Below are 19,435 nucleotides of genomic sequence, written 5' to 3' on the forward strand. Positions count from 1 at the left end.
CAAGCAGCGAAAATCGATACAGAACAGGACCTTAGAAGGAATTTCAAATGAAGTGTTTTCTTAAGGTCCTGTATATGAAAGTTTTCTAATGGCTCGACAATCCAATCCTCCGGAATAACTCCCACTTCCGTTTGTTTATAGCCCGCCGGGATCGCCTTGTCTGCTGCCTCTTGCATCATCTGCTCTGCCATTATGCCCACTCCAGCCCCATGCTTTTGCGATGGGCGGCCACCCTGGCCGCCTGTGATGTTCGGCTTGTCTATTATGGTCATGGGTTACTCCTGTGCCGCTTTATGGGCCTGCTCCAGCCGAGCCTGCACACGCAGACGCTCCTGCTCCAGCTCGTTTTTCAGCTCGGCTTCGGTGGGCAGATAGGGCAGGTATTTGGCCGCAAACAGTTGCGGGCTGTCGGTCAGTACCGAATATTTCACCACCGCTTCGCTCTTCTGGCTGCACAGGATAAGACCTATGCTGGGGTTATCATCGGCGGCCTTGTGGTGCTGATCATAGATGCGCACATAGCTGTCCATCTGTCCCACGTCCTGATGGGTCAGCTTGCCCAGCTTGAGATCGATCAGCACAAAACATTTGAGCTTGAAGTGGTAGAAGACCAGATCGATATAAAAATCCTGATCCTCGGTGCGGATGCGCTGCTGACGGGCCACAAAGGCAAAGCCCTTGCCCAGCTCCAACAAGAAGGCTTGCAGGTTGTCGATCAGCCCCTGCTCCAGATCCGCTTCCAACCAGTGCGCCTGAGGCAGATTGAGAAAATCCAGCACATAGGGGTCACGCAGATAATCGGTAACCTGGCTTTGCAACGGTGCCAGCTGGCGCTGGGCCTCGGCTTCAACCACAGCGCGATCCTGGCTTGCCAGCAGGCGTTCGTAATAGAGCACACCTATCTGGCGCTCCAGTGCCCGCACACTCCAGTTCTGGCTTATCGCTTCGGTTTGGTACCACTGCCGGGCAGCCGGATTGTCGATGCGACTTAGCAGGTTGTAGTGGGACCAGCTCAATTCGAGAGACACTGTCTCCTGAATTGGAAAGGCGAGATAAAAACGCCGCATATTACGCAGATTGCTGGCATCAAAGCCTTTGCCGAAGCGACTGGTCAGCTGCACGGCTAACTGGGCCAGCAACTGCTGGCCATAGGCGGCCCGGGTTTGTCCCTGCTGTTCGGATTCGACGATAAGACAACCGATCTGCCAGTAACAGCTCACCATGGCGCTGTTAACGGCTCGATGAACCTGAGTACGAGCCTGTTCAATCAGGCTGCCGATCTGGCCAAAGAGCCGATCGGCCTGTTGTTGCGCCTCCGGCAGCAACATAGAAGCGTTCTGTTGATTCATCGCGTCCACTCCAGCCCCATGCTTTTGAGATGCGCGGCCACCTTGGCCTCCAGATCTGCGACCTGCTGGGTCAGCTGCGGCAGGGTGGCGCTATAGCGCTCCTCCAACTCCTTGACGCGGTTGGCCAGCTGCTGGGTGATGCGCTCAATCTCCGCCTCGATGGCGGCCTGCAAGCTGGCGCGCCACTTATCCTCCACCAGCAGTTGCTTGATCTCATCCTCGGTCAGCTTGGGGTAACGGGCAACCACCGCCCGATCCAGCGCCTCTTGCGCTTCTTTTACCGCCTTTTTAGCCTGACTTTCGGCTTCGAACAGCTTGATCGCGGTTTTTAGCGCCGCCTTTTCATCGGCATCGCTGGCTTGCTTGAGCCGCGCCTTCAGGCTGGCGGCGTTGATCTTGCCTGCGTCGTTGGCGGCGTCACTCAGCAGCCCCTCCTCGCCACTCTGCTCTTCCAGATAGCTCTCCAGATGTTGGCTGGCCTCATCCGCGGCGGCCTGCAAGGCGTCGATGGCGGCCTGCTCGTCGCTAAAGAAGCGGGCCACCAGCAGCGCCGGTGGCAGCAGCTCGGCCTTGTACTTGGCGCGGCCAAGCACCAGATCCGGCGTCTCTTTAAGCTTTTCGCCCTTGTCGACCTTAAGCTCGCGCAGCACCTTGCCCGCCGCCCAGCCATCCTGGCAGAGCACATAGACATCGTCCTGCATCACGGCATGCCAGTAATCCAGCAGCAGTTGGTAGATATCGTAGTTATCCAGCAGCGGCAGCGGCGCATAGGCGGCGAGCAGCGATTCGCTGATCTCCTCGATCAATGCCTTGGGCGATTCGCCCGGCTTTATCTCCGCCAGATGGCACTCGGTAAACCAGCGCGAGAAGGGTTCAAGCGAAGCAGATGCAAAACGGACAAATTCGGGGTGCGCCAGTATGGTGCTCTTGACCTTGGCGGCCTCCACCAAAGCATGGCTATAACCCGCATGGGCCGGAGCAAACAGATCGGCCCGCAGAGTCGGGAACACCTGCCAGTAAGCGCCCAGGGCGTCGATATCCCGATTGGGAATGCCGCCTTTAAGGTGGGCGGCCAGATCGTGCAGATCTTCGGCCTCGCTGGCATCGATATAGCGCGGAATATTCAGGTTGTAGTCGTTGGCGGCGATCTCGGAGAGCGGCACGGCGCGGCTGTAACGGGGGATCAGCTGCTCGCGGGTAAAGGTATCGACGATCTTGTGGATGTCCTGCTCGCGCAGCCGGTTCTTGTTGCCATCTTTGATAAAGCCTTTGCTGGCATCGATCATAAACAGGCTCTGGCTGGTATAGCCGTTGGCCTGGATGGCGCGCTGGTGCGCCGTCTCCTTGTCGATGACGATGATGCAGGCCGGAATGCCGGTGCCGTAGAAGAGGTTGGCAGGCAGACCGATAATGCCCTTGATAAAGCCCTGTTTGAGCAGATTCTCGCGGATGCGCGCCTCGGCATTACCACGAAACAGCACGCCGTGGGGCAGGATCACCGCCCCCTTGCCGCGGCTGCTGAGGCTCTTGATGATGTGCAGCAAGAAGGCGTAATCGCCATTTTTCTCCGGCGGTACCCCCCAGACAAAGCGGCCAAACTCATCGTGCTCGGCATCCAGGCCGCTGGTCCAGTTCTTGTTGGAGAAGGGCGGGTTGGCCACGGCAAAGTCGAAGCACTTGAGCTGGTTGTTGCCCTCCTTCCACTGGGGCGCGGCCAGGGTATTGCCCTTCCAGATCTTGGCGGTCGGATTGTCGTGCAGGATCATGTTCATGCGCGCCAGGGCGCTGGTGGCGTTATCCATCTCCTGACCGTAGATGGTGAGCCCCTTGGGTCCCGCCTCGTCACTGGCCTTGAGCAGCAAGGAGCCGGAGCCGCAGGTGGGGTCGTAGACGGTGGCATCTTGCGGCGTCTGGCGGCTGATGCCGATCACCTTGGCCAGAATGCGCGACACCTCGGCCGGGGTATAGAACTGCCCCTTGGACTTGCCCGATTCGGTGGCGAAGTGGCGCATCAGGTATTCGTAGGCATCGCCTAACAGATCATCGCCTTCGGTGCGATTGGCGGAGAGATCCAGCCCCTCAAAGATGCCAATCAGCTTGGTCAGGCGGTCGATCATCTCCTTGCCCTTGCCGAGCTTGTCCTCATCGTTGAAGTCGGCGATGTCGATGACGCCCTTGAGATCATTAGCTTCGGCCAGCGCCGAGATGGTGAGGTTGATCGCCTCGCCGATATTCGCGGTCCCCTTGAGCGCCACCATGTCACTAAAACTCGCCCCGTGCGGCACCTCAATCATGGCGTAGGGGTTACCCTTGGCCTTGTCGGAAACGTACTTCACAAACAGCAGGGTGAGCACATAGTCCTTGTACTGGGAGGCATCCATACCGCCGCGCAGTTCATCGCAACTGGCCCACAGGGAGGAGTAGAGTTCGTTTTTCTTGATAGCCATGGAAAGGGTTCCAATAAGAGTCTGATAAACGCCGACCGGCGCTTGGAAAACGAAAAGAGGCGATTGTTTGCACCCATACGGGTGAGCACGCCAGAGATTGCCAACGAGTTTACCCACTTGACCCCGTGGCAACCATGGTGGATATCACATCAGTGACGGATAGGCAGATCGTTTGCTGCAAAAGCCATCATTTGCCTTCCAGCAAGGCCGGCGGTGTGCTCTCGCCACGGCATTTGAGTTGCCCCAGCGCGTTGGTTCGACAAACGGTGCCATCAGATGCACGCAACTGACCAAGCGCATCTTCACGCCATGTCACCCGTTCACCAGTTTTGGCATTGCTGCCGCGAATATTGCCCAGCGCGTCTTGCCGATAGGTAGTACCATCGCTCCCCTTAAGATTGCCGAGCGCATCCTTACGCCAGGTCGTTCCGGTTCCCGAGTCTTTGATGTTGCCAAGCGCATCCTCACGTAAGGTGCCCTGCTTACCATCGTCACACTGATAGCGGGTATGGCCCAATGCATCTTTTCGATAGGTGCAGTCGGCTGCAAACACGACTTGCGGCGTTAGGCTCAGCAGCAGTGCGGCCAGCGACCACTGGCGTGTCGCTAACCAAAAGCCGGGTTGGTGACTCATTGCATCTCTCCTCTGACGTGAACTCGATTGACTATACCGGGCCAGCCGCCCAGCTTCGATACTGAGGTTTTTAACATGTCGTGTTTTCAGGCGGATGCGTGATGGCAAGATCGTCCACTGAGGCGCGATCAGTCCAGCTTGAGAGAATTAACCTCGTTTGTATTTACCCACTTGCTCAAGAAAGTAGCTGCCCAGCTCACCCTTATGCTGGCTTGCTTCGCTTTCTGCGCTGGCCAAGTGACCGTTGCGCTCTTTCCATACGGCATATGCGGCAGCCTTCTCGACCTCGACCCGTTCTTGCTGCTCTTTCGGTAGGGCACACAGATTGTGACTCATACTGATCTCTTTGTTATTTGTTGGCGCCATGGTACGCCATCAGTGGCATGCGGGACTTGCGCTGGTTCAAAGGTGGTGCGCTATAATGGCTGTATATAAATACAGGTGTTTTGCCATGAAGCTGTTAACCCCAGACCCATCACCCGCCGAGGTGACCATCCCGCTGTTCTTGCACCGCGCCTCTTGTGGCTTTCCCAGCCCAGCCAGCGACTATCTGGAAGGGAAGTTGGACCTCAACACCCACTGCGTGCCGCACCCTGCAGCAACCTTCTATCTGCGTGCCGAGGGGGAGAGCATGACCGGGGTCGGCATCTTTCCCGGTGACTTGCTGGTGGTCGATAAGAGCCTCACCCCTCGCCATGGTGATGTGGTGATTGCACTACTCGATGGCGGCTTCACGGTAAAGACCTTGCAGCTCAAGCCGAGGTTGCGGCTGTTGCCAGCCAATCCGGCGTTCGCGCCTATCGACCCTTGTATGAGCCTCTCCCTGGAGTTGTTCGGAGTGGTCACCCATGTGATTGGCAATCTGAGGCAGCGTGATGGCTATAGCGCTCGTTGATGTAAACAACTTCTACGCCAGCTGTGAGCGGCTGTTTCGCCCTGAGCTGCGTGGCCGCCCGATCGTGGTGCTCTCCAACAACGATGGATGCGTGGTGTCGCGCAGCCCCGAAGCCAAGGCGATGGGTATCAAGATGGCCGGGCCCTACTTCAAGATCCGCGAGCAGTTCGAGGCGCATGGCGGTGTGGCATTCAGCTCCAACTACGCGCTCTATGGAGACATGTCTGGCAGGGTGATGAGCACGTTGGAGACCATGGCCCCCGAGCTGGAGGTCTACTCCATCGATAAGAGTAAGTTGTATAGTGCGGACGCCTAAGCTATTGAGTTCTATCTATGGACATTGTTAAGCGTCCCAGGGGCGTTGAATGGCGACGCTAGAGCGCATTCATTTCGTGCCCCATTACCTCGTGCGCAGAGAGAACGCCGTCGCATACTCCCCCAGTAGCAGCCGGCCATCCATTGAGGGCTTGCCCCAAATCTTTTGGGCAGACTATGCACCTTGGAGGGAGGCAAACCTGTGGGCAGTGGAGCGAGCAACGACTGGTGACGCTTCTCTTAAGACCGTTGCCAGTAACATGAATGGCCTTCTCAATTACGCTAAATTTCTTGAATCTCGTGATTTGCAGTGGTTCGAGTTTCCCGCTCGCAAAGCTGACCGCTGCCTGGTGCTATACCGAGGGGCGTTGATCAAGATGCGCGATGCCGGCCAGATCGGCCCATCCACGGCGTCTGAGTACATGCGCAATTGCATCATGTTCTATCGGTGGGTAAGGCATAGGGAGCTTCTTTCTCCACACGTCCAGCTGTGGCGGGAAAAACCCTACGTCGTTAAATACTTCGACCGGGTGGGGTTCGAGCGAACGATCAGCGGAACCACCACCGACCTCAGCATCCCGAACCGTAAGCGCCCAGGCCAAACGCTTGAAGATGGGCTGTTGCCAGTCTCGGAGACCGATCGCGATGCAATTCTGGATTTCGCCGCAGAGAACGCCACGCCCGAGCTCTACCTCATGTTGGCCCTTGGATTTTTTACCGGGATGCGGCTCGGCAGCATCTGTGATCTCAAGATTCAGTCTCTGGAGCGCGCCGCCCCCGACCCTTCCGCTGAAGGGCTTCTACGCCTTGCAGTTGGTCCAGGCGCAGCTCCGCCAGTGCACACGAAATTCGGTGTGACTGGCCAGGTCTGGATACCCGAAGCGTTGCGTGATGAATTGCTGGAATATGCCAAAGGCTGGCGGAGGATGGAACGAGAGGCGAAAGCCTCGCCCGAGAATCGTGATTTGCTGTTCTTGACCCGCTTTGGTAACGCCTATGGCAGGCGCGGCACCGATCAGTCATCTGCTGTGAATGTTGAGATGTCCGAGTTTCGAAAACGGGGCGTCAAAGCAGAACTACAGGTGCTCCGTAAATTCCGCTTCCATCAGTCGCGCTGCACCTTCGGTACCGAATTGGCACGTCTGGCGCTATCGGCTTGTGCCGATGTCGCTATTGTAATTGCGACGGTCAGCGACGCGTTGCTCCATGGGCCTAACTCTGAAGCCACCACCTTCAAATACATCCGATTCGTACAGGCACTGCCGATCAAACAAGCCCTCTCAAATAGCTTCATGGCGGCATTTAGCGGGATCGGCGCTGGGGCGCGGCACGATGGATAGTTCCGAATTCGACCTCACTTTCCCGATGCTTGAGTATGGGGCCACTGAAACGCCCTGGGACCTCCGGCCGCTGCTGTTTCGCGGAGGTGCAGCAGCAAAGGTGAAGCATGTGGGCCGCCAGATCGCGCAGGGCGAACTCGGCAGTCCCTTGCCGGAACGTTTCGAGCTGGTGACGCAGCTGCATGAGCACATGACTGACGACCTTGCTGGTGGCGGAAGTCGCTTCTCGGTGCAGAACAAGATCAGTGCATTGCGCCGATTCTTTGCCTGGATCGATTCAGAAAACGTGAATCTCAGTCTCGAGACGGCGGCCGACACGTTCATTCGTTGGACCGATCACTTGCTCCAGCGTCATCGAGTCGAACGCAATTTCAGCGATGGGTCCCTGTACGATCTCACCAGGCTCACGGCGACGATGCTGGACCGAGCATTGGACCGCCAAGCAAGCCTGAGCAAGAGCACACGTATTCGCAAGCCGCGCGGCAAAGGCAAGGTACATACGAGCAAAGCGGACAAGCAGAATCTGCAAAACACCTTCGCATTCGGACACCTTCTAGCTGACGTATGCGAGGCATTGACCTGGAGGGGGACAATGGCCCCCCTCCCAGTTTGTATTTCGTTACGCACCGGCCAAGTGCTGGAACTATGGTCGGGATTGCAGAGCCCCGAGAAAGTAGCGGCCCGCCGTACCAGGCCGCAAAACCAAGCGCAAATCGAAGCATCCCTGGCGGCGCGTGCCGCCCACGATGCAGATCGGACACTGCGGACCCGTTTCCCCATCGTCAATTTACGGATCGAGAGTGAATTGCTGATGTTCATCGCCCAGACCGGTCTGAACCTCCAGCAAGCACATACCCTGCGGGTTGAGCAGTTTCATTACACCAGCCACATAGACGGCTACCAGGTACGTACCTACAAAAATCGACGGGAAGGAGAAGTGCTATTCGAGATCTTTGCCAGTTATCGAGAGTGGTTCGAGCGCTATCTCGAATGGCGTTCCGAATGGTTTCCCAATGAGCCGGATGGTTTGCTCTTTCCGCTTATACGTAGCGGGGGACGAATCCTAGAAGAGGCGACGCAGTTCACGAACGTTACGCGCATCTGCCGCGAGCTTGGCATACCGATAGTGAGACCGCGAAAACTGCGCGGGACGCGCATCAACTGGTTGCTTCGGGAGTCCCAGAATCCCCAACAGGTTGCGGAGTTGGCCCAGCATACGGTGCAAACGCTGATACGCGTATATGCCGACCCCCATCCGCAGATCGCTATGGTGGAAATTACGCGCTTCCATCAGCAAACCGATCCGTCCCTTTCACCTCCTGCTCCTGGTAGATGTGTATCGGCCACACCTGAACCAGTGGGCACGATGCCGAAGAATGGTCCGCGACCCGACTGCATCAATGCTGCCGGTTGCCTGTTCTGTACCCAGCACCGGGATATCGAAAGTGAGGATCATGTGTGGTCTCTCGGTAGCTTGCGCCACCTCAAATCGCTTGAACTGGCACGCTACCGCCCATCCAGTTCGGGTAAGCACCTGACGACAGAGCATCCGGCCCTGCTGGTGATCGATCGGCTGACGGCCAAACTGCGCTTCTTCGAAGAAAGTAGCGAGGTCCGCAGGCTTTGGGTCGAAGAAGCCAGAGCGCGCATAAGTGAAGGTGACTACCACCCGGCCTGGGATGGCTTCATCCGATTGGCAGAACTGCGACAAAGATCAGCATGACGAAAAATATTCTTTCCGAACTTGGCCTCGGCATCGACTCGCCCCTAGCGATTCCTGATGCGCCGAACTACCGTCCGCCGTGCTGGCCACCGCAGCGTGATTGGCCGGTCATCATAGATGCCGCTGGCCAGGTGGTGAGCCGTTGGGGCGATGCCATTTGGCGGCTCGACCCATGGGCGGGAAAACGGCTCACTCTCAATTTCGGCGATGGCCCAGCTAAGAAATATGTCGCCGCGATCGATCCTGCGAACGCCGATTTATTGCGGACCGTAATCGGCTGGTGGCTATACGGCCCCAATGGAGCCCGTGGATACCGAGGCCTGAAAACGCGCTTCGACCAGATGCGTCGGCTGTTCGTCTTGTGCACTCAAGAAGGCATTCTCGCATCCGAACTGAGTCATTTTCCGCGCGTTGCCGACCGTCTCCCGGAGGTGCTCCAGGCTTCCCGGTCCGGTGAGTTCTTGGCATTGCTGCACGAACTGTACGAGCGGCGGGATGCGCTGGGGTTCACCTTGTTGGATCGCGCAGGGTTGGCACGCCTCGCAGCGGCCATGCCCGACCACCAGAAGCTCCAGACCCCCTATATCCCGCCCCGCATTTGGCACTATCAAATCACACGCTTGCGCGAATGCCTGGATGACTTTTTGGCGCATCGAGGCCAAGTCGAGGAGTGCTTCCGCTTCTGTCTGGCTGCCTATCGGCACAACTCTGCCAGTCTCCAAGGACAACGCAGGCCACAATCGTTCTATCCGTTTCAGTGGCCGTCGGATGGATCAAACGGAAAGTGGACTGGGCGGCAGTACTACGGCCCATTCATCGACACCGCGCATCGGTTTGGCATGGTGGAACTATTTCGTCGCTGGCTGGGAGTGAGCGACGACGAAATTCGCATTCAAACTCTGAGTCGCTACCTCAACCTCGTGAGTCGATCTGGACTGTGCTATCTGCTGAACTTCAGCCTCATGCGAGTCGAAGAGGCTTGGAACCTGCGCGCCGATTGCTTGCACATAGAACGTGATCCGCAGTTTGGCGACATCCATGTATTGTGCGGACGAACGACCAAGACGATGTCGGATTCTGAGGCACTTTGGGTGACGTCCCCGTCAGCTCAGGTGGCAGTTGAAGCCATGCGTGTGGTCGCAGACCTCCGCGCAGAATGCGACTCTCCCCCCGGCGAGGCCTCGGTGCCGGATGATCCGGCCAAGCGCTATCTGCTTGATTATTGCCTTGAACCGTGGGGAACGAAGTTCACCAAGATCAACCGCACGATTCGGCCATCGATTCCGAGCTATGCCCATGTGCTTCAGTGGTTCGACAAGCTGTTCGACCGTGAGCAATTGCGCATTACGCCGGAAGATTTCGAATTGGCTCGGTTGGTGACGCCGACGCTGACCGACGAGTTTGCGGTCGGCAAAATCTGGCCGTTGGCCTGGCATCAACTCCGACGAACCGGCGCAGTGAATATGCAGGCATCCGGGCTGGTCAGCGACGCTTCATTGCAGTTTCAGCTAAAGCACGTCGCCAGAGCGATGAGTCTCTACTACGGGCAAAACCATTCCAGGGTACGGCTGGAAGAGAAGGCCCATACCTACTACGTCCGCACCATGTACGAAACTTTGGGTAGGCAGCTGCAACAGCTGACGAGCAACCGATTCGTCAGCCCCCACGGCGAGAAGCGAAAATCTGAGATTGTCCGCCTAATCTCAGCCTCTGATGCTAAGAAAGCGATCAATCTGGCTAAGAAGGGGACGGTCACTCATCGACCGATTTTGCTGGGCATCTGCACGAGCCGTACCCCCTGTCCCTATGGGGGCATCGACAATATCGCTCGCTGCGGAGGGGGCGACTCCCCCGGAGAAACCAAACCATGTGCGGACGTTCTCTATGACCCCGAGCAACTCGACGAAGTCGAAGTGTTGGAGGCGGTATTGGATGAGCGCCTGGCCGCTGCCGAGGTAGACAGTCCGCTAAGGACTTCGTTGGAAGCCCAGAAACGTAGTGTGGAGAATTATCGCCATGTCATCCGGCAAACATGAATCCGCTGACCCGGCTAAGCGAATGAGTGCCGGCGAGCAGTATCGCGCAGCGTTCGAGCGGCTGAAGAGCAACAAGCCCGAACGACTGCCGAAGGGGACGCCCGTAAGTCAGAACAACGTTGCCAAGGAGGCCGGCAGCGACCCCTCTGCACTGAAAAAAGCTCGTTTCCCCCTACTGATCGCTGAGATCCAAAAGTACGTGGAAGGACACGCTGAGCAACGTCCGCCATCAGTGCGCCAAGTCAGCTTATTAGCCCGCAGAAAAAATCGTGGACTTCGAGAACGGATCGAGGAAATCACGCAGCAGCGTGACCACCTAGCCAGCCTACTCAGTGAGGCCGACGCCACCATTCTTGAGCTGTACGACCGTATTGCGGACTTGGAGCGCCAACTGCCGGCCTCCAATGTGCTTCCTCTTGATCCGCGAGGCCACAAAAAACTTTGAAACGGAGAGCTCGCAATATTCGAAAGAAACACAGCCATGCCCGACCAGCCCGGCATGAAACGTCGGGCTAGCCGCCGAAGAGCTTCTTGCGTTGCGCGGTCCGCTCCCGGCGTAGATTCTCGTAGGCAGTTCGGCGTTTAGTCGCGTTTTTGATTAATTCCAGGACCTGGGCGATATCGCCGAGCAACTCCTCACGCGCGGGAAGCGGTAGTTGGCGCTCGCCTGGGGTGTCGTGGGCCTCGGTAGCTTCGCAGGCCCGCGCATACACTGCCAGCAACTGCTCCCACTCCTCTGCGGGGTGGCCAATGACAGCACCAAATGCTTCTACGCTCACCACATCGCTGAACGGCTGGACGGTATTGTTCAAAAAAACCTCGCGTATGGCGCGCTCGACAGTGCCTCGGAGGCTTGAGTATCCCGATGCGATTTGCCGCTCAAGCTCATCATCCGGGTCGCTGCCGACCGGAACGTTCAGTGCTTTCGCACGACTTTCGAGATCGGCCAGGCGGGCCTTGGTGTCCATCGTCGTCCACGTCAGCCCCTCGCTCACTAGTCCCGGCGACTCGTCCCAACCGATGGTCTTGTAGCTGGCCGAGCGATCAGCGCGCTGAAGCGCCATCGCGAGCTCGGTCAGGAACACCGCATCATGGGTGAACACCAGCACTTGGCGGGTCTCAGCCAGCGCTACCAAACGCCGAGCTATGGCCCGACGATATACGTGATCCAGCGACGTAGACGGATCGTCGAAAATAACGGTCGAAGTATGTGGCAGGGATTCGAGCTCGGCGAGGAACATAGCCATCCCCAACGCGCGCTGCTCGCCCTCTGACAGCACCTTGGAGGCTTTCGCCGTGATTTCCTGCAGGCGCAGCGTGACCTTGGTCACCCCCAGCTCTGTGCGCCCGCTCAGGTCGGGTTGCACCCGTCGCTTATAGCCCAGGGCTTTCAACTCAGCATTCATAGAAGCGGCCAGAGCCTCGGTCACATGCGTCGCCGCCAGGGACGTCAGTTTGCGTGACACTGCCGCTGGGTTGAGGGCGGCATGGCAGCGGCTCAATGTGGCATGGACCTGACTGTCCTGAACAAAGCGCTCCACCGCGCCAAGCTGGTTGGCGAGGCGTTGTCGGGCTTCTAGCTCTGCCAGTTCTTGGGTCAGCGCCAAGCGTAGAGCGGGATCGGCAGAGGTCCGCAGGGTATTGGCGTCGACTCGGAGCGAAGCAGCTTTGGCGGCGAAGAGACTATCGAGGTTTGCTTCGATAGGAAGCGGTTCTGACTCGGGGGACCAGTTTCCAGTTTGCAGGGCTTGGCTAACCCAAGTATGCCGGGCGGTCCAGACCGATGCCGCTGCGGTGATGGCAGCGTGTAGGTCGGGCAGTCGCTCCTCCACGTCAGCCCGTGTTGGCACATCCAGAACGTTTAGATCGACAGCCTGCACCTTCCCTAGAGCGTTCATGCGCGCAAGCGTGGCGGCTTGCGCATCCGCCGTGGCGCTGTCGGCGACAAATGCCGCGAAACGCCGCATGCGCTCCGAGGCATCCGTTGAATAAGGTTGCTGGCAGAGTACGCAGTAAGCGTCCGGTTCCAGGTGCGGGAAGGGATGTTCAGGGTATGCCGTCTGCTGAGAGAAAGCCTCAGCGGCTCGGTACATCGTTTGCCAGAGTTCAGCTCCTGTGCCTTCCAGCAGCGTGGCGGTGGGTGAGGACGTTACCGGCAACTCCATGGCGTTCAGTGTGTCTCGATCCTGAAGACGCGCTTGCGCCAGTTGCATGGCGAGATGCGCGGTTTTTTCCGTTGTAATCAGTTCCTTTGCCCGTGCTATGGCACGATCATTCACCCAGCGCTGGACTTCCTCGGCTCGACGCTGCGCCTGGTCCAAGCGTGTCGCCAAACGTTCCAAGGCCAGCGCCTGCGGCACAGGATCGCTTTCCAGTAATGTCCGCTTCAGAAACTCCAGTCGCCGGAGTTCATCGTCACCGACCGTCCCTAATCGAGCAAGCACGGCGCGGTCCGAGTCCCCACCTAATTTGGCGATGTAGCGGCCGACTTCGGTGTCACCCTTCAGCGGTTCGAATTGCCGGGTATCCAGAGCCAAGGCATTGCGTTCGGTCCCAATCCGTGCCTGTAAATCACGCTGAAGTAGGACCAGGCGCGTCAGATGAGTGAGTCCGTAGGGCTGAAATGCAGGGGTCCCTTCCGCGTCGATGTAGTCATTGGCACAGGCCGCGTCGTAGACCGAGACCGAACTCAAATGCAAATGGGCCGGCCCGTTCTGGACCCAACGTGCGGTTTCCGGAGTGCCATCCACCAAAATGGCGAAATCTGCTGATGGCAGTCTAGCTGGGGTTGCCGCCCCAAAAGCGTCGGGCAGGACCTCCACCCGATGCCGAGCGTTGCAGGCATTCTTGAAGACGCGGGCGTAGCCGGATTTGCCGGCGCCGTTATGACCAAAGAAAATGGTCATGCCCTCCGGTGCGAGGTCAAAGGCACGACCGGACGGGAAGCCGTTTACCTGGTCTAGCCCCGAGACACCCACCAACCGCACGGTTGCGCCACTTCCGGCGCCTGGTACGTCGTCCAGCGTGAATGGCCGTGCTCCCCCCGTGGTTGCGTCTTCCCGTTCTTGCTCGCGAACCATTCGCAGAATGGTCTCGATGTCATCTTGGGTTAGTTCGGCCCGGGCAAATATCCGGCGCAGTGCTTCCTGCTGCCAGGGTCTGAGTCCGCCGGCCCACCCAATAATCTCGTCCAACAATGGCATATCCGTCTCCTTTCCAGATCCGCCGATTAAAGGCCGCGCCCAGTTGGATGGCAAGTGGCCAGCGCCTTCGAGGTGCTTCGCCGTGTTCCGTTTGCCTGCCTTCCTGACCGCCACCCTAGTGGCTTGTCCGGTCGTGACGCTACACGGGCAGAATTTCTGCATGCTGGCCAGTATCAAGCCGCTCTAAAGTCCGCTACCGGAAAGCGCTGTTTAGCGGTGAGAGACGGGGAAAGTGCGGAAGCTACTACCGACGCAAGCGATGTGGTGAGCAGTCCTCAGGTATGTGCGAAATTGCACTCCTCTTGACCACCAATTTGGGTTGGCGTTGACCACGGATTGCGTTCAACTTGACCAGGGCGTGTCACTGTCACGACCGTCAGAGAACGGCCAAAAACGGACACCGCCAACCCGTTGGAAAAAAAACTGAGCGTTGCTTTCCGTTAAGTTTGGTAGTTGCAAGCCCCGTTCAGGAAGAATTGCTCGATCAACGCCGCCATACCTGCGCGTGCGATACGGCCGCGGCGCTCGGCGTCTACCAGGCCGAAGATCAAGGAGGAGAAGATTTCGGTAAGCGCCGGGGCACCGATATCGATACGGAATACGCCCAGTTTTTGCCCGCGGAGAAAGAACTCGTCCAGCGTTTCCGAGTAAGGCAGCCATCGGCAGCCGCCTGCATCTAAATCAAACGTGTCCGGGCGCCACTGGAATGAGAGGAATACCAACAACTCCCTGTGAATCAAATGGCCTTCGATCAGACGATGCAATGCGTCCAAGGGCGCCGCCTCAAGATCGGCATCGGCAATGACCCTATAAATAACCACCGAACCATGATTCAGAAGCATCTCGATCAGGTTGTCGCGGGTGCCGCAAAACCTGTTGAGCGTCGCCTTGCTGACCCCCGCTGCCTGGGCTATTTCTTTGAACGTGGCTCGCGGGTGGTCAACGATGGCGATCGCCAGGGCCTTCAGCAATTTCTCATCGGCAGCAGTTAAATCCATCGGTCACTCTTTATCTATCGCGGGCAGATGCGGGTATTTTGCCTAGAACACTCATTTTTCTCAAAGAGGATACTAGCTTTGTTCACACCAAAATCAAATGAGTCAATATTGACTTATTTGATTTTTGCGTGGATCATGCGCGGCTTCGACTACGTACTGGCTTCGCGCTTGGGTGAGATATGAACAAATTCCGCGAATGGATCACTTTTTCCGTGATCTCCTATTTGATCGCCGTGACCCTGGTTGGCTGCGACAAGCCCGAAGAGCAACGGGAAGAGGCGCCAGCGCGTGAAGTCGATGTGCTCAGCGTGAAGACCGAGCCCTTCACAGTGTTCGCCGAGCTACCAGGGCGCATCGAGCCGGTGCGTGTCGCCGAGGTGCGCGCGCGGGTGGCGGGGATCGTGCTCAAGCGCACCTTCGAGGAAGGGGCCGACGTGAAGGCCGGTGACGTGCTGTTCCAGATCGACCCTGCGCCGTTCAAGGCGGCCCTGTCGCGGGCGGAAGGTGAACTGGCTCGCGCCGAGGCGCAGCTGTTCCAGGCTCAGGCGATGGTTCGCCGTTACGAACCACTGGTGAAGATCGACGCCGTCAGCCAGCAGGATTTCGACAACGCCATGGCCGCTCTGCAGAGCGCCCAGGCCGACAAGCGCTCGGCCCAGGCCAATGTCGAAACTGCCCGCCTGGACCTGGGTTATGCCGAGGTTCGCGCCCCCATCGCCGGGCGTATCGGTCGCGCCCAGGTCACCGAAGGGGCTCTGGTAGGCCAGGGCGAAGCCACGCTGCTGGCACGTATCCAGCAACTCGATCCGGTGTACGCCGACTTCACCCAGCCTGCTGCCGATGCCCTGCGCCTGCGCGCGGCAATCGCCGAGGGCAAGGTTGCCGGTGCGAGCGACCAGCCGCTGTCGCTGCGTGTCGACGGTACCGATATCGAGCGCAAGGGCACGCTGCTGTTCACCGATATCTCGGTGGATCGCAGCACCGGGCAGATCGCCCTGCGAGGCCAGTTCGACAACCCCGAGGGCGTGCTGCTGCCGGGTATGTACGTGCGTGTGCGCACACCGCAAGGGCTCGACCAGAACGCCATCCTGGTGCCGCAACGTGCCGTGCAGCGTTCGGCTGACGGCCAGGCCAGCGTGATGCTGCTGGGGGAGGGCGATACCGTCGAGGCGCGCCAGGTCACCACCGGTGCCATGCAGGGCTCGCGCTGGCAAATCAGCGAGGGCCTGCAGGTCGGCGACAAGGTGATCACCAGCTCGCTGGCGGCTATCCGTCCGGGCGCCAAGGTCATCCCCCGCGAGCAAGATGCCGCCGAAGCCGCTCCACAGTCCCAGGTGCAGTAAGCCGGAGAACCTCTCATGTCCCTGTTTTTCATCCGGCGCCCCAATTTCGCCTGGGTAGTCGCCCTGTTCATCTCGCTGGGTGGCCTGCTGGCCATCCCGTTCCTGCCGGTGGCGCAGTACCCCAACGTGGCGCCGCCGCAGATCACCGTGACCGCCACCTATCCCGGCGCTTCGGCGCAGGAGCTCACCGACTCGGTGACCAGCGTCATCGAGGAAGAACTCAACGGCGCCAAGAACCTGCTGTACTTCGAGTCCACCAGCAACGCCAACGGCATCGCCGAGATCACCGTCACCTTCCAGCCAGGGACCGACCCCGAACTGGCCCAGGTTGACGTGCAGAACCGTCTGAAGAAGGCCGAGGCACGCATGCCGCAGGCCGTGCTGACGCTCGGCATCCAGACCGAGCAGGCCACCGCCGGCTTCCTGCTGATCTATGCGCTGAGCTACACCGATGGCGACAAGGACGCCAACGTCACGGCGCTGGCCGATTACGCCGCGCGCAACATCAACAACGAAATCCGTCGCGTGAACGGCGTCGGCAAGCTGCAGTTCTTCGACTCCGAGGCGGCCATGCGCGTGTGGATCGATCCGCAGAAGCTGGTCGGCTACGGCCTATCCATCGATGACGTGAACAACGCCATCCGCGCGCAGAACGTGCAGGTGCCGGCCGGTGCCTTCGGCAGCACGCCGGGTTCCAGCGAGCAGGAGCTGACGGCGACCCTGGCGGTCAAGGGTACCCTGGACAACCCGCAGGAATTCGCCGCCATCGTGCTGCGTGCCAACCAGGACGGCTCGCGCCTGACCCTGGGCGACGTGGCGCGCATCGAGGTCGGCAGCCAGGACTACAACTTCGGCTCGCGCCAGGACGGCAAGCCCGCCGTTGCCGCCGCCGTGCAGCTGTCGCCCGGTGCCAACGCGATCCAGACCGCCGAGGCGGTCAAGCAGCGTCTGACCGAGCTGTCGGCCAACTTCCCGGACAACGTCGAGTTCTCCGTGGCGTACGACACCTCGCGCTTCGTCGACGTGGCGATCGACAAGGTCATCATGACCCTCATCGAGGCCATGGTGCTGGTGTTCCTGGTGATGTTCCTGTTCCTGCAGAACGTGCGCTACACCCTGATCCCGTCCATCGTCGTGCCGGTGTGTCTGCTCGGTACGCTGACCTTCATGTACCTGCTTGGCTTCTCGGTGAACATGATGACCATGTTCGGCATGGTGCTGGCCATCGGCATCCTGGTGGACGACGCCATCGTGGTGGTGGAGAACGTCGAGCGGATCATGGCCGAGGAAGGCCTGGCGCCGGTGCCGGCGACCATCAAGGCGATGGGGCAGGTGTCCGGGGCGATCATCGGTATCACCCTGGTGCTGTCGGCGGTGTTCCTGCCGCTGGCCTTCATGGCCGGCTCGGTGGGGGTGATCTACCAGCAGTTCTCGCTGTCGCTGGCGGTGTCGATCCTGTTCTCGGGCTTCCTCGCGCTGACCTTCACCCCGGCGCTGTGCGCCACGCTGCTCAAACCGATCCCCGAAGGCCATCACGAGAAGACCGGTTTCTTCGGCTGGTTCAACCGCAAGTTCACCGCCCTGACCGGCCGCTACACCAAACTCAACGGCAAGCTGGTGCCGCGCGCCGGGCGGGTGATGTTCATCTACCTGGGCGTGGTGGTGCTGATGGGTTTCTTCTACCTGCGCCTGCCGGAATCCTTCGTGCCGGTGGAAGACCAGGGCTACATGATCGTCGACATCCAGTTGCCGCCAGGCGCCACCCGTGAGCGCACCTCGGCCACGGGTGAGGAGCTGGAAGAGTTTCTGATGGCCCGCGAGGCCGTGCAGACGTCCTTCCTGGTCCTCGGCTTCAGCTTCTCCGGCATGGGTGAGAACGCGGCCATTGCCTTCCCGCTGCTCAAGGACTGGTCCGAGCGAGATTCTTCGCAGTCGCCGGAAGCCGAGTCGGCTGCGGTCAACCAGCACTTCGCCAACCTCGATGACGGCGCGATCATGGCGGTGCCGCCACCGCCGGTCGAAGGCCTGGGCAACTCGGGTGGTTTCGCCCTGCGCCTGCAGGACCGCGCCGGCCTTGGCCGCGATGCCCTGTTGGCAGCGCGCGATGAAGTGCTGGGCAAGGTCAACGGCAATCCGAAGTTCCTCTACGCCATGATGGAAGGTCTGGCCGAGGCGCCGCAGCTGCGCCTGGTGATCGACCGTGAGCAGGCGCGCACGCTGGGAGTCAGCTTCGAAGCGATCAGCAGCGCGCTGTCCACTGCGTTCGGCTCGTCGGTGATCAACGACTTCGCCAACGCCGGCCGCCAGCAGCGCGTGGTGGTACAGGCCGAACAGGCCGAGCGCATGACACCGGAAAGCGTCCTGCGCCTGCATGTGCCCAACGACAGCGGCAGCCTGGTACCGCTGAGTGCTTTCGTCACCACGAGCTGGGAAGAAGGCCCGGTGCAGGTCGCGCGTTACAACGGTTACCCGTCGATCCGCATTGCCGGTGACGCCGCGCCCGGCGTGAGCACTGGCGAGGCGATGCTCGAACTGGAGCGCATCGCTGCCGAGCTGCCCGAAGGTATCGGTTACGAGTGGACCGGGCTGTCGTATCAGGAGCGGGTCGCCAGCGGGCAGGCGACGATGCTGTTCGCCCTGGCCATCACCGTGGTGTTCCTGCTGCTGGTGGCGCTCTACGAGAGCTGGGCGATCCCGCTGACGGTGATGCTGATCGTGCCGGTCGGCGCACTCGGCGCGGTACTGGCGGTGACTGCTATCGGCCTGCCCAACGACGTGTACTTCAAGGTCGGCCTGATCACCGTGATCGGCCTGGCGGCGAAGAACGCCATTCTCATCGTCGAGTTCGCCAAGGACCTGTGGGAAGACGGCTACTCGCTGCGCGATGCTGCTGTCGAAGCCGCGCGCCTGCGTTTCCGCCCGATCATCATGACCTCCATGGCGTTCATGCTCGGCGTGGTGCCGCTGGCCATCGCCACTGGCGCCGGCGCTGCGAGCCAGCGCGCACTGGGCACCGGGGTGCTGGGCGGGATGCTCAGCGCGACCATGCTCGGGGTGATCTTCGTGCCGATCTTCTTCGTCTGGGTGCTGTCGCTGCTGCGCACCAAACCTCAGCAAACCGACAACCATCCCCTGCATAAAGCGGAGTAATG

14 protein-coding genes and 1 pseudogene are annotated in these 19,435 nt (G+C 59.6%); 8 read left to right on the plus strand and 7 right to left on the minus strand.

The window, feature by feature from the left end; translation table 11 throughout:
• The 5 genes from OKC30_RS03530 to OKC30_RS03550 all read right to left on the minus strand — a co-directional run.
• Nucleotides 1–272 (minus strand): hypothetical protein (locus tag OKC30_RS03530; RefSeq protein WP_270666821.1); only part of this gene is annotated, 272 nt, incomplete at its 3' end.
• Nucleotides 273–275: 3 nt separating this feature from the next.
• Nucleotides 276–1,349, minus strand: a complete 1,074-nt coding sequence (locus OKC30_RS03535) for a PDDEXK nuclease domain-containing protein (protein WP_270666820.1) — start codon at nt 1,347–1,349, stop codon at nt 276–278.
• The gene (locus OKC30_RS03540) at nt 1,346–3,796 is read right to left on the minus strand and encodes a type I restriction-modification system subunit M (RefSeq protein WP_270666819.1); all 2,451 of its coding nucleotides are present in this window, start codon (nt 3,794–3,796) and stop codon (nt 1,346–1,348) included. The genes OKC30_RS03535 and OKC30_RS03540 overlap by 4 nt, the downstream gene beginning before the upstream one ends.
• 187 nt (nt 3,797–3,983) lie before the next feature.
• A complete protein-coding gene (locus OKC30_RS03545) occupies nt 3,984–4,430 on the minus strand; it encodes a hypothetical protein (protein WP_021138009.1) in 447 nt (148 codons plus the stop codon).
• A 147-nt stretch (nt 4,431–4,577) separates the two neighbouring features.
• On the minus strand, nt 4,578–4,766 hold the full coding sequence (locus OKC30_RS03550) for a DUF3283 family protein (protein WP_021138010.1): 189 nt from the start codon (nt 4,764–4,766) through the stop codon (nt 4,578–4,580).
• 115 nt (nt 4,767–4,881) lie between these two features.
• Here OKC30_RS03550 and umuD point away from each other — a divergent pair, with 115 nt between their 5' ends.
• The 6 genes and pseudogenes from umuD (at nt 4,882) to OKC30_RS03580 (ending at nt 11,184) form a co-directional block, all read left to right on the plus strand.
• Nucleotides 4,882–5,325, plus strand: a complete 444-nt coding sequence (gene umuD / locus OKC30_RS03555) for a translesion error-prone DNA polymerase V autoproteolytic subunit (RefSeq protein ID WP_024945037.1) — start codon at nt 4,882–4,884, stop codon at nt 5,323–5,325.
• Nucleotides 5,306–5,623: pseudogene (locus tag OKC30_RS03560) on the plus strand (Y-family DNA polymerase); the annotation flags it as partial. The gene umuD and the pseudogene OKC30_RS03560, both read left to right, overlap by 20 nt.
• 277 nt (nt 5,624–5,900) lie before the next feature.
• Nucleotides 5,901–6,980, plus strand: coding sequence for a site-specific integrase (locus tag OKC30_RS03565; protein ID WP_226632504.1), 1,080 nt, complete (start codon nt 5,901–5,903; stop codon nt 6,978–6,980).
• On the plus strand, nt 6,973–8,703 hold the full coding sequence (locus tag OKC30_RS03570) for a site-specific integrase (protein WP_034039553.1): 1,731 nt from the start codon (nt 6,973–6,975) through the stop codon (nt 8,701–8,703). Before OKC30_RS03565 ends, OKC30_RS03570 begins: the two co-directional genes overlap by 8 nt.
• Entirely contained in the window at nt 8,700–10,739 is a 2,040-nt protein-coding gene (locus tag OKC30_RS03575; RefSeq protein ID WP_034039551.1) for a hypothetical protein, read from the plus strand. The genes OKC30_RS03570 and OKC30_RS03575 overlap by 4 nt, the downstream gene beginning before the upstream one ends.
• The gene (locus OKC30_RS03580; protein WP_023443007.1) at nt 10,720–11,184 is read left to right on the plus strand and encodes a hypothetical protein; all 465 of its coding nucleotides are present in this window, start codon (nt 10,720–10,722) and stop codon (nt 11,182–11,184) included. Before OKC30_RS03575 ends, OKC30_RS03580 begins: the two co-directional genes overlap by 20 nt.
• 67 nt (nt 11,185–11,251) lie before the next feature.
• Here OKC30_RS03580 and OKC30_RS03585 read toward each other — a convergent pair whose 3' ends face one another.
• Together OKC30_RS03585 and OKC30_RS03590 are read right to left on the minus strand one after the other, a co-directional pair.
• Entirely contained in the window at nt 11,252–13,942 is a 2,691-nt protein-coding gene (locus OKC30_RS03585) for an AAA family ATPase (protein ID WP_058131653.1), read from the minus strand.
• Nucleotides 13,943–14,382: 440 nt separating this feature from the next.
• On the minus strand, nt 14,383–14,940 hold the full coding sequence (locus OKC30_RS03590) for a TetR/AcrR family transcriptional regulator (RefSeq protein WP_090519109.1): 558 nt from the start codon (nt 14,938–14,940) through the stop codon (nt 14,383–14,385).
• A gap of 179 nt (nt 14,941–15,119) precedes the next feature.
• On the opposite strand from OKC30_RS03590, the gene OKC30_RS03595 reads away from it, so the two are divergent.
• Together OKC30_RS03595 and tmexD are read left to right on the plus strand one after the other, a co-directional pair.
• Nucleotides 15,120–16,283, plus strand: coding sequence for a multidrug efflux RND transporter periplasmic adaptor subunit TMexC2 (locus OKC30_RS03595; protein ID WP_088903431.1), 1,164 nt, complete (start codon nt 15,120–15,122; stop codon nt 16,281–16,283).
• A gap of 15 nt (nt 16,284–16,298) precedes the next feature.
• Complete coding sequence (gene tmexD, locus OKC30_RS03600; RefSeq protein ID WP_270664152.1) at nt 16,299–19,433, plus strand: multidrug efflux RND transporter permease subunit TMexD; 3,135 nt, start codon at nt 16,299–16,301, stop codon at nt 19,431–19,433.
• Nucleotides 19,434–19,435: the final 2 nt, after the last annotated feature.

This window comes from Aeromonas sp. QDB18, assembly GCF_027705325.1.
Classification (GTDB): Bacteria; Pseudomonadota; Gammaproteobacteria; order Enterobacterales; family Aeromonadaceae; genus Aeromonas; species Aeromonas caviae.

Bases quoted from the DNA above. Each gene is read 5' to 3' on its own strand.
- OKC30_RS03535 (WP_270666820.1), bottom strand. From the start codon at position 1,349: ATGAATCAACAGAACGCTTCTATGTTGCTGCCGGAGGCGCAACAACAG.
- OKC30_RS03540 (WP_270666819.1), bottom strand. From the start codon at position 3,796: ATGGCTATCAAGAAAAACGAACTCTACTCCTCCCTGTGGGCCAGTTGC.
- OKC30_RS03545 (WP_021138009.1), bottom strand. From the start codon at position 4,430: ATGAGTCACCAACCCGGCTTTTGGTTAGCGACACGCCAGTGGTCGCTG.
- OKC30_RS03550 (WP_021138010.1), bottom strand. From the start codon at position 4,766: ATGAGTCACAATCTGTGTGCCCTACCGAAAGAGCAGCAAGAACGGGTC.
- umuD (WP_024945037.1), top strand. From the start codon at position 4,882: ATGAAGCTGTTAACCCCAGACCCATCACCCGCCGAGGTGACCATCCCG.
- OKC30_RS03565 (WP_226632504.1), top strand. From the start codon at position 5,901: ATGAATGGCCTTCTCAATTACGCTAAATTTCTTGAATCTCGTGATTTG.
- OKC30_RS03570 (WP_034039553.1), top strand. From the start codon at position 6,973: ATGGATAGTTCCGAATTCGACCTCACTTTCCCGATGCTTGAGTATGGG.
- OKC30_RS03575 (WP_034039551.1), top strand. From the start codon at position 8,700: ATGACGAAAAATATTCTTTCCGAACTTGGCCTCGGCATCGACTCGCCC.
- OKC30_RS03580 (WP_023443007.1), top strand. From the start codon at position 10,720: ATGTCATCCGGCAAACATGAATCCGCTGACCCGGCTAAGCGAATGAGT.
- OKC30_RS03585 (WP_058131653.1), bottom strand. From the start codon at position 13,942: ATGCCATTGTTGGACGAGATTATTGGGTGGGCCGGCGGACTCAGACCC.
- OKC30_RS03590 (WP_090519109.1), bottom strand. From the start codon at position 14,940: ATGGATTTAACTGCTGCCGATGAGAAATTGCTGAAGGCCCTGGCGATC.
- OKC30_RS03595 (WP_088903431.1), top strand. From the start codon at position 15,120: ATGAACAAATTCCGCGAATGGATCACTTTTTCCGTGATCTCCTATTTG.
- tmexD (WP_270664152.1), top strand. From the start codon at position 16,299: ATGTCCCTGTTTTTCATCCGGCGCCCCAATTTCGCCTGGGTAGTCGCC.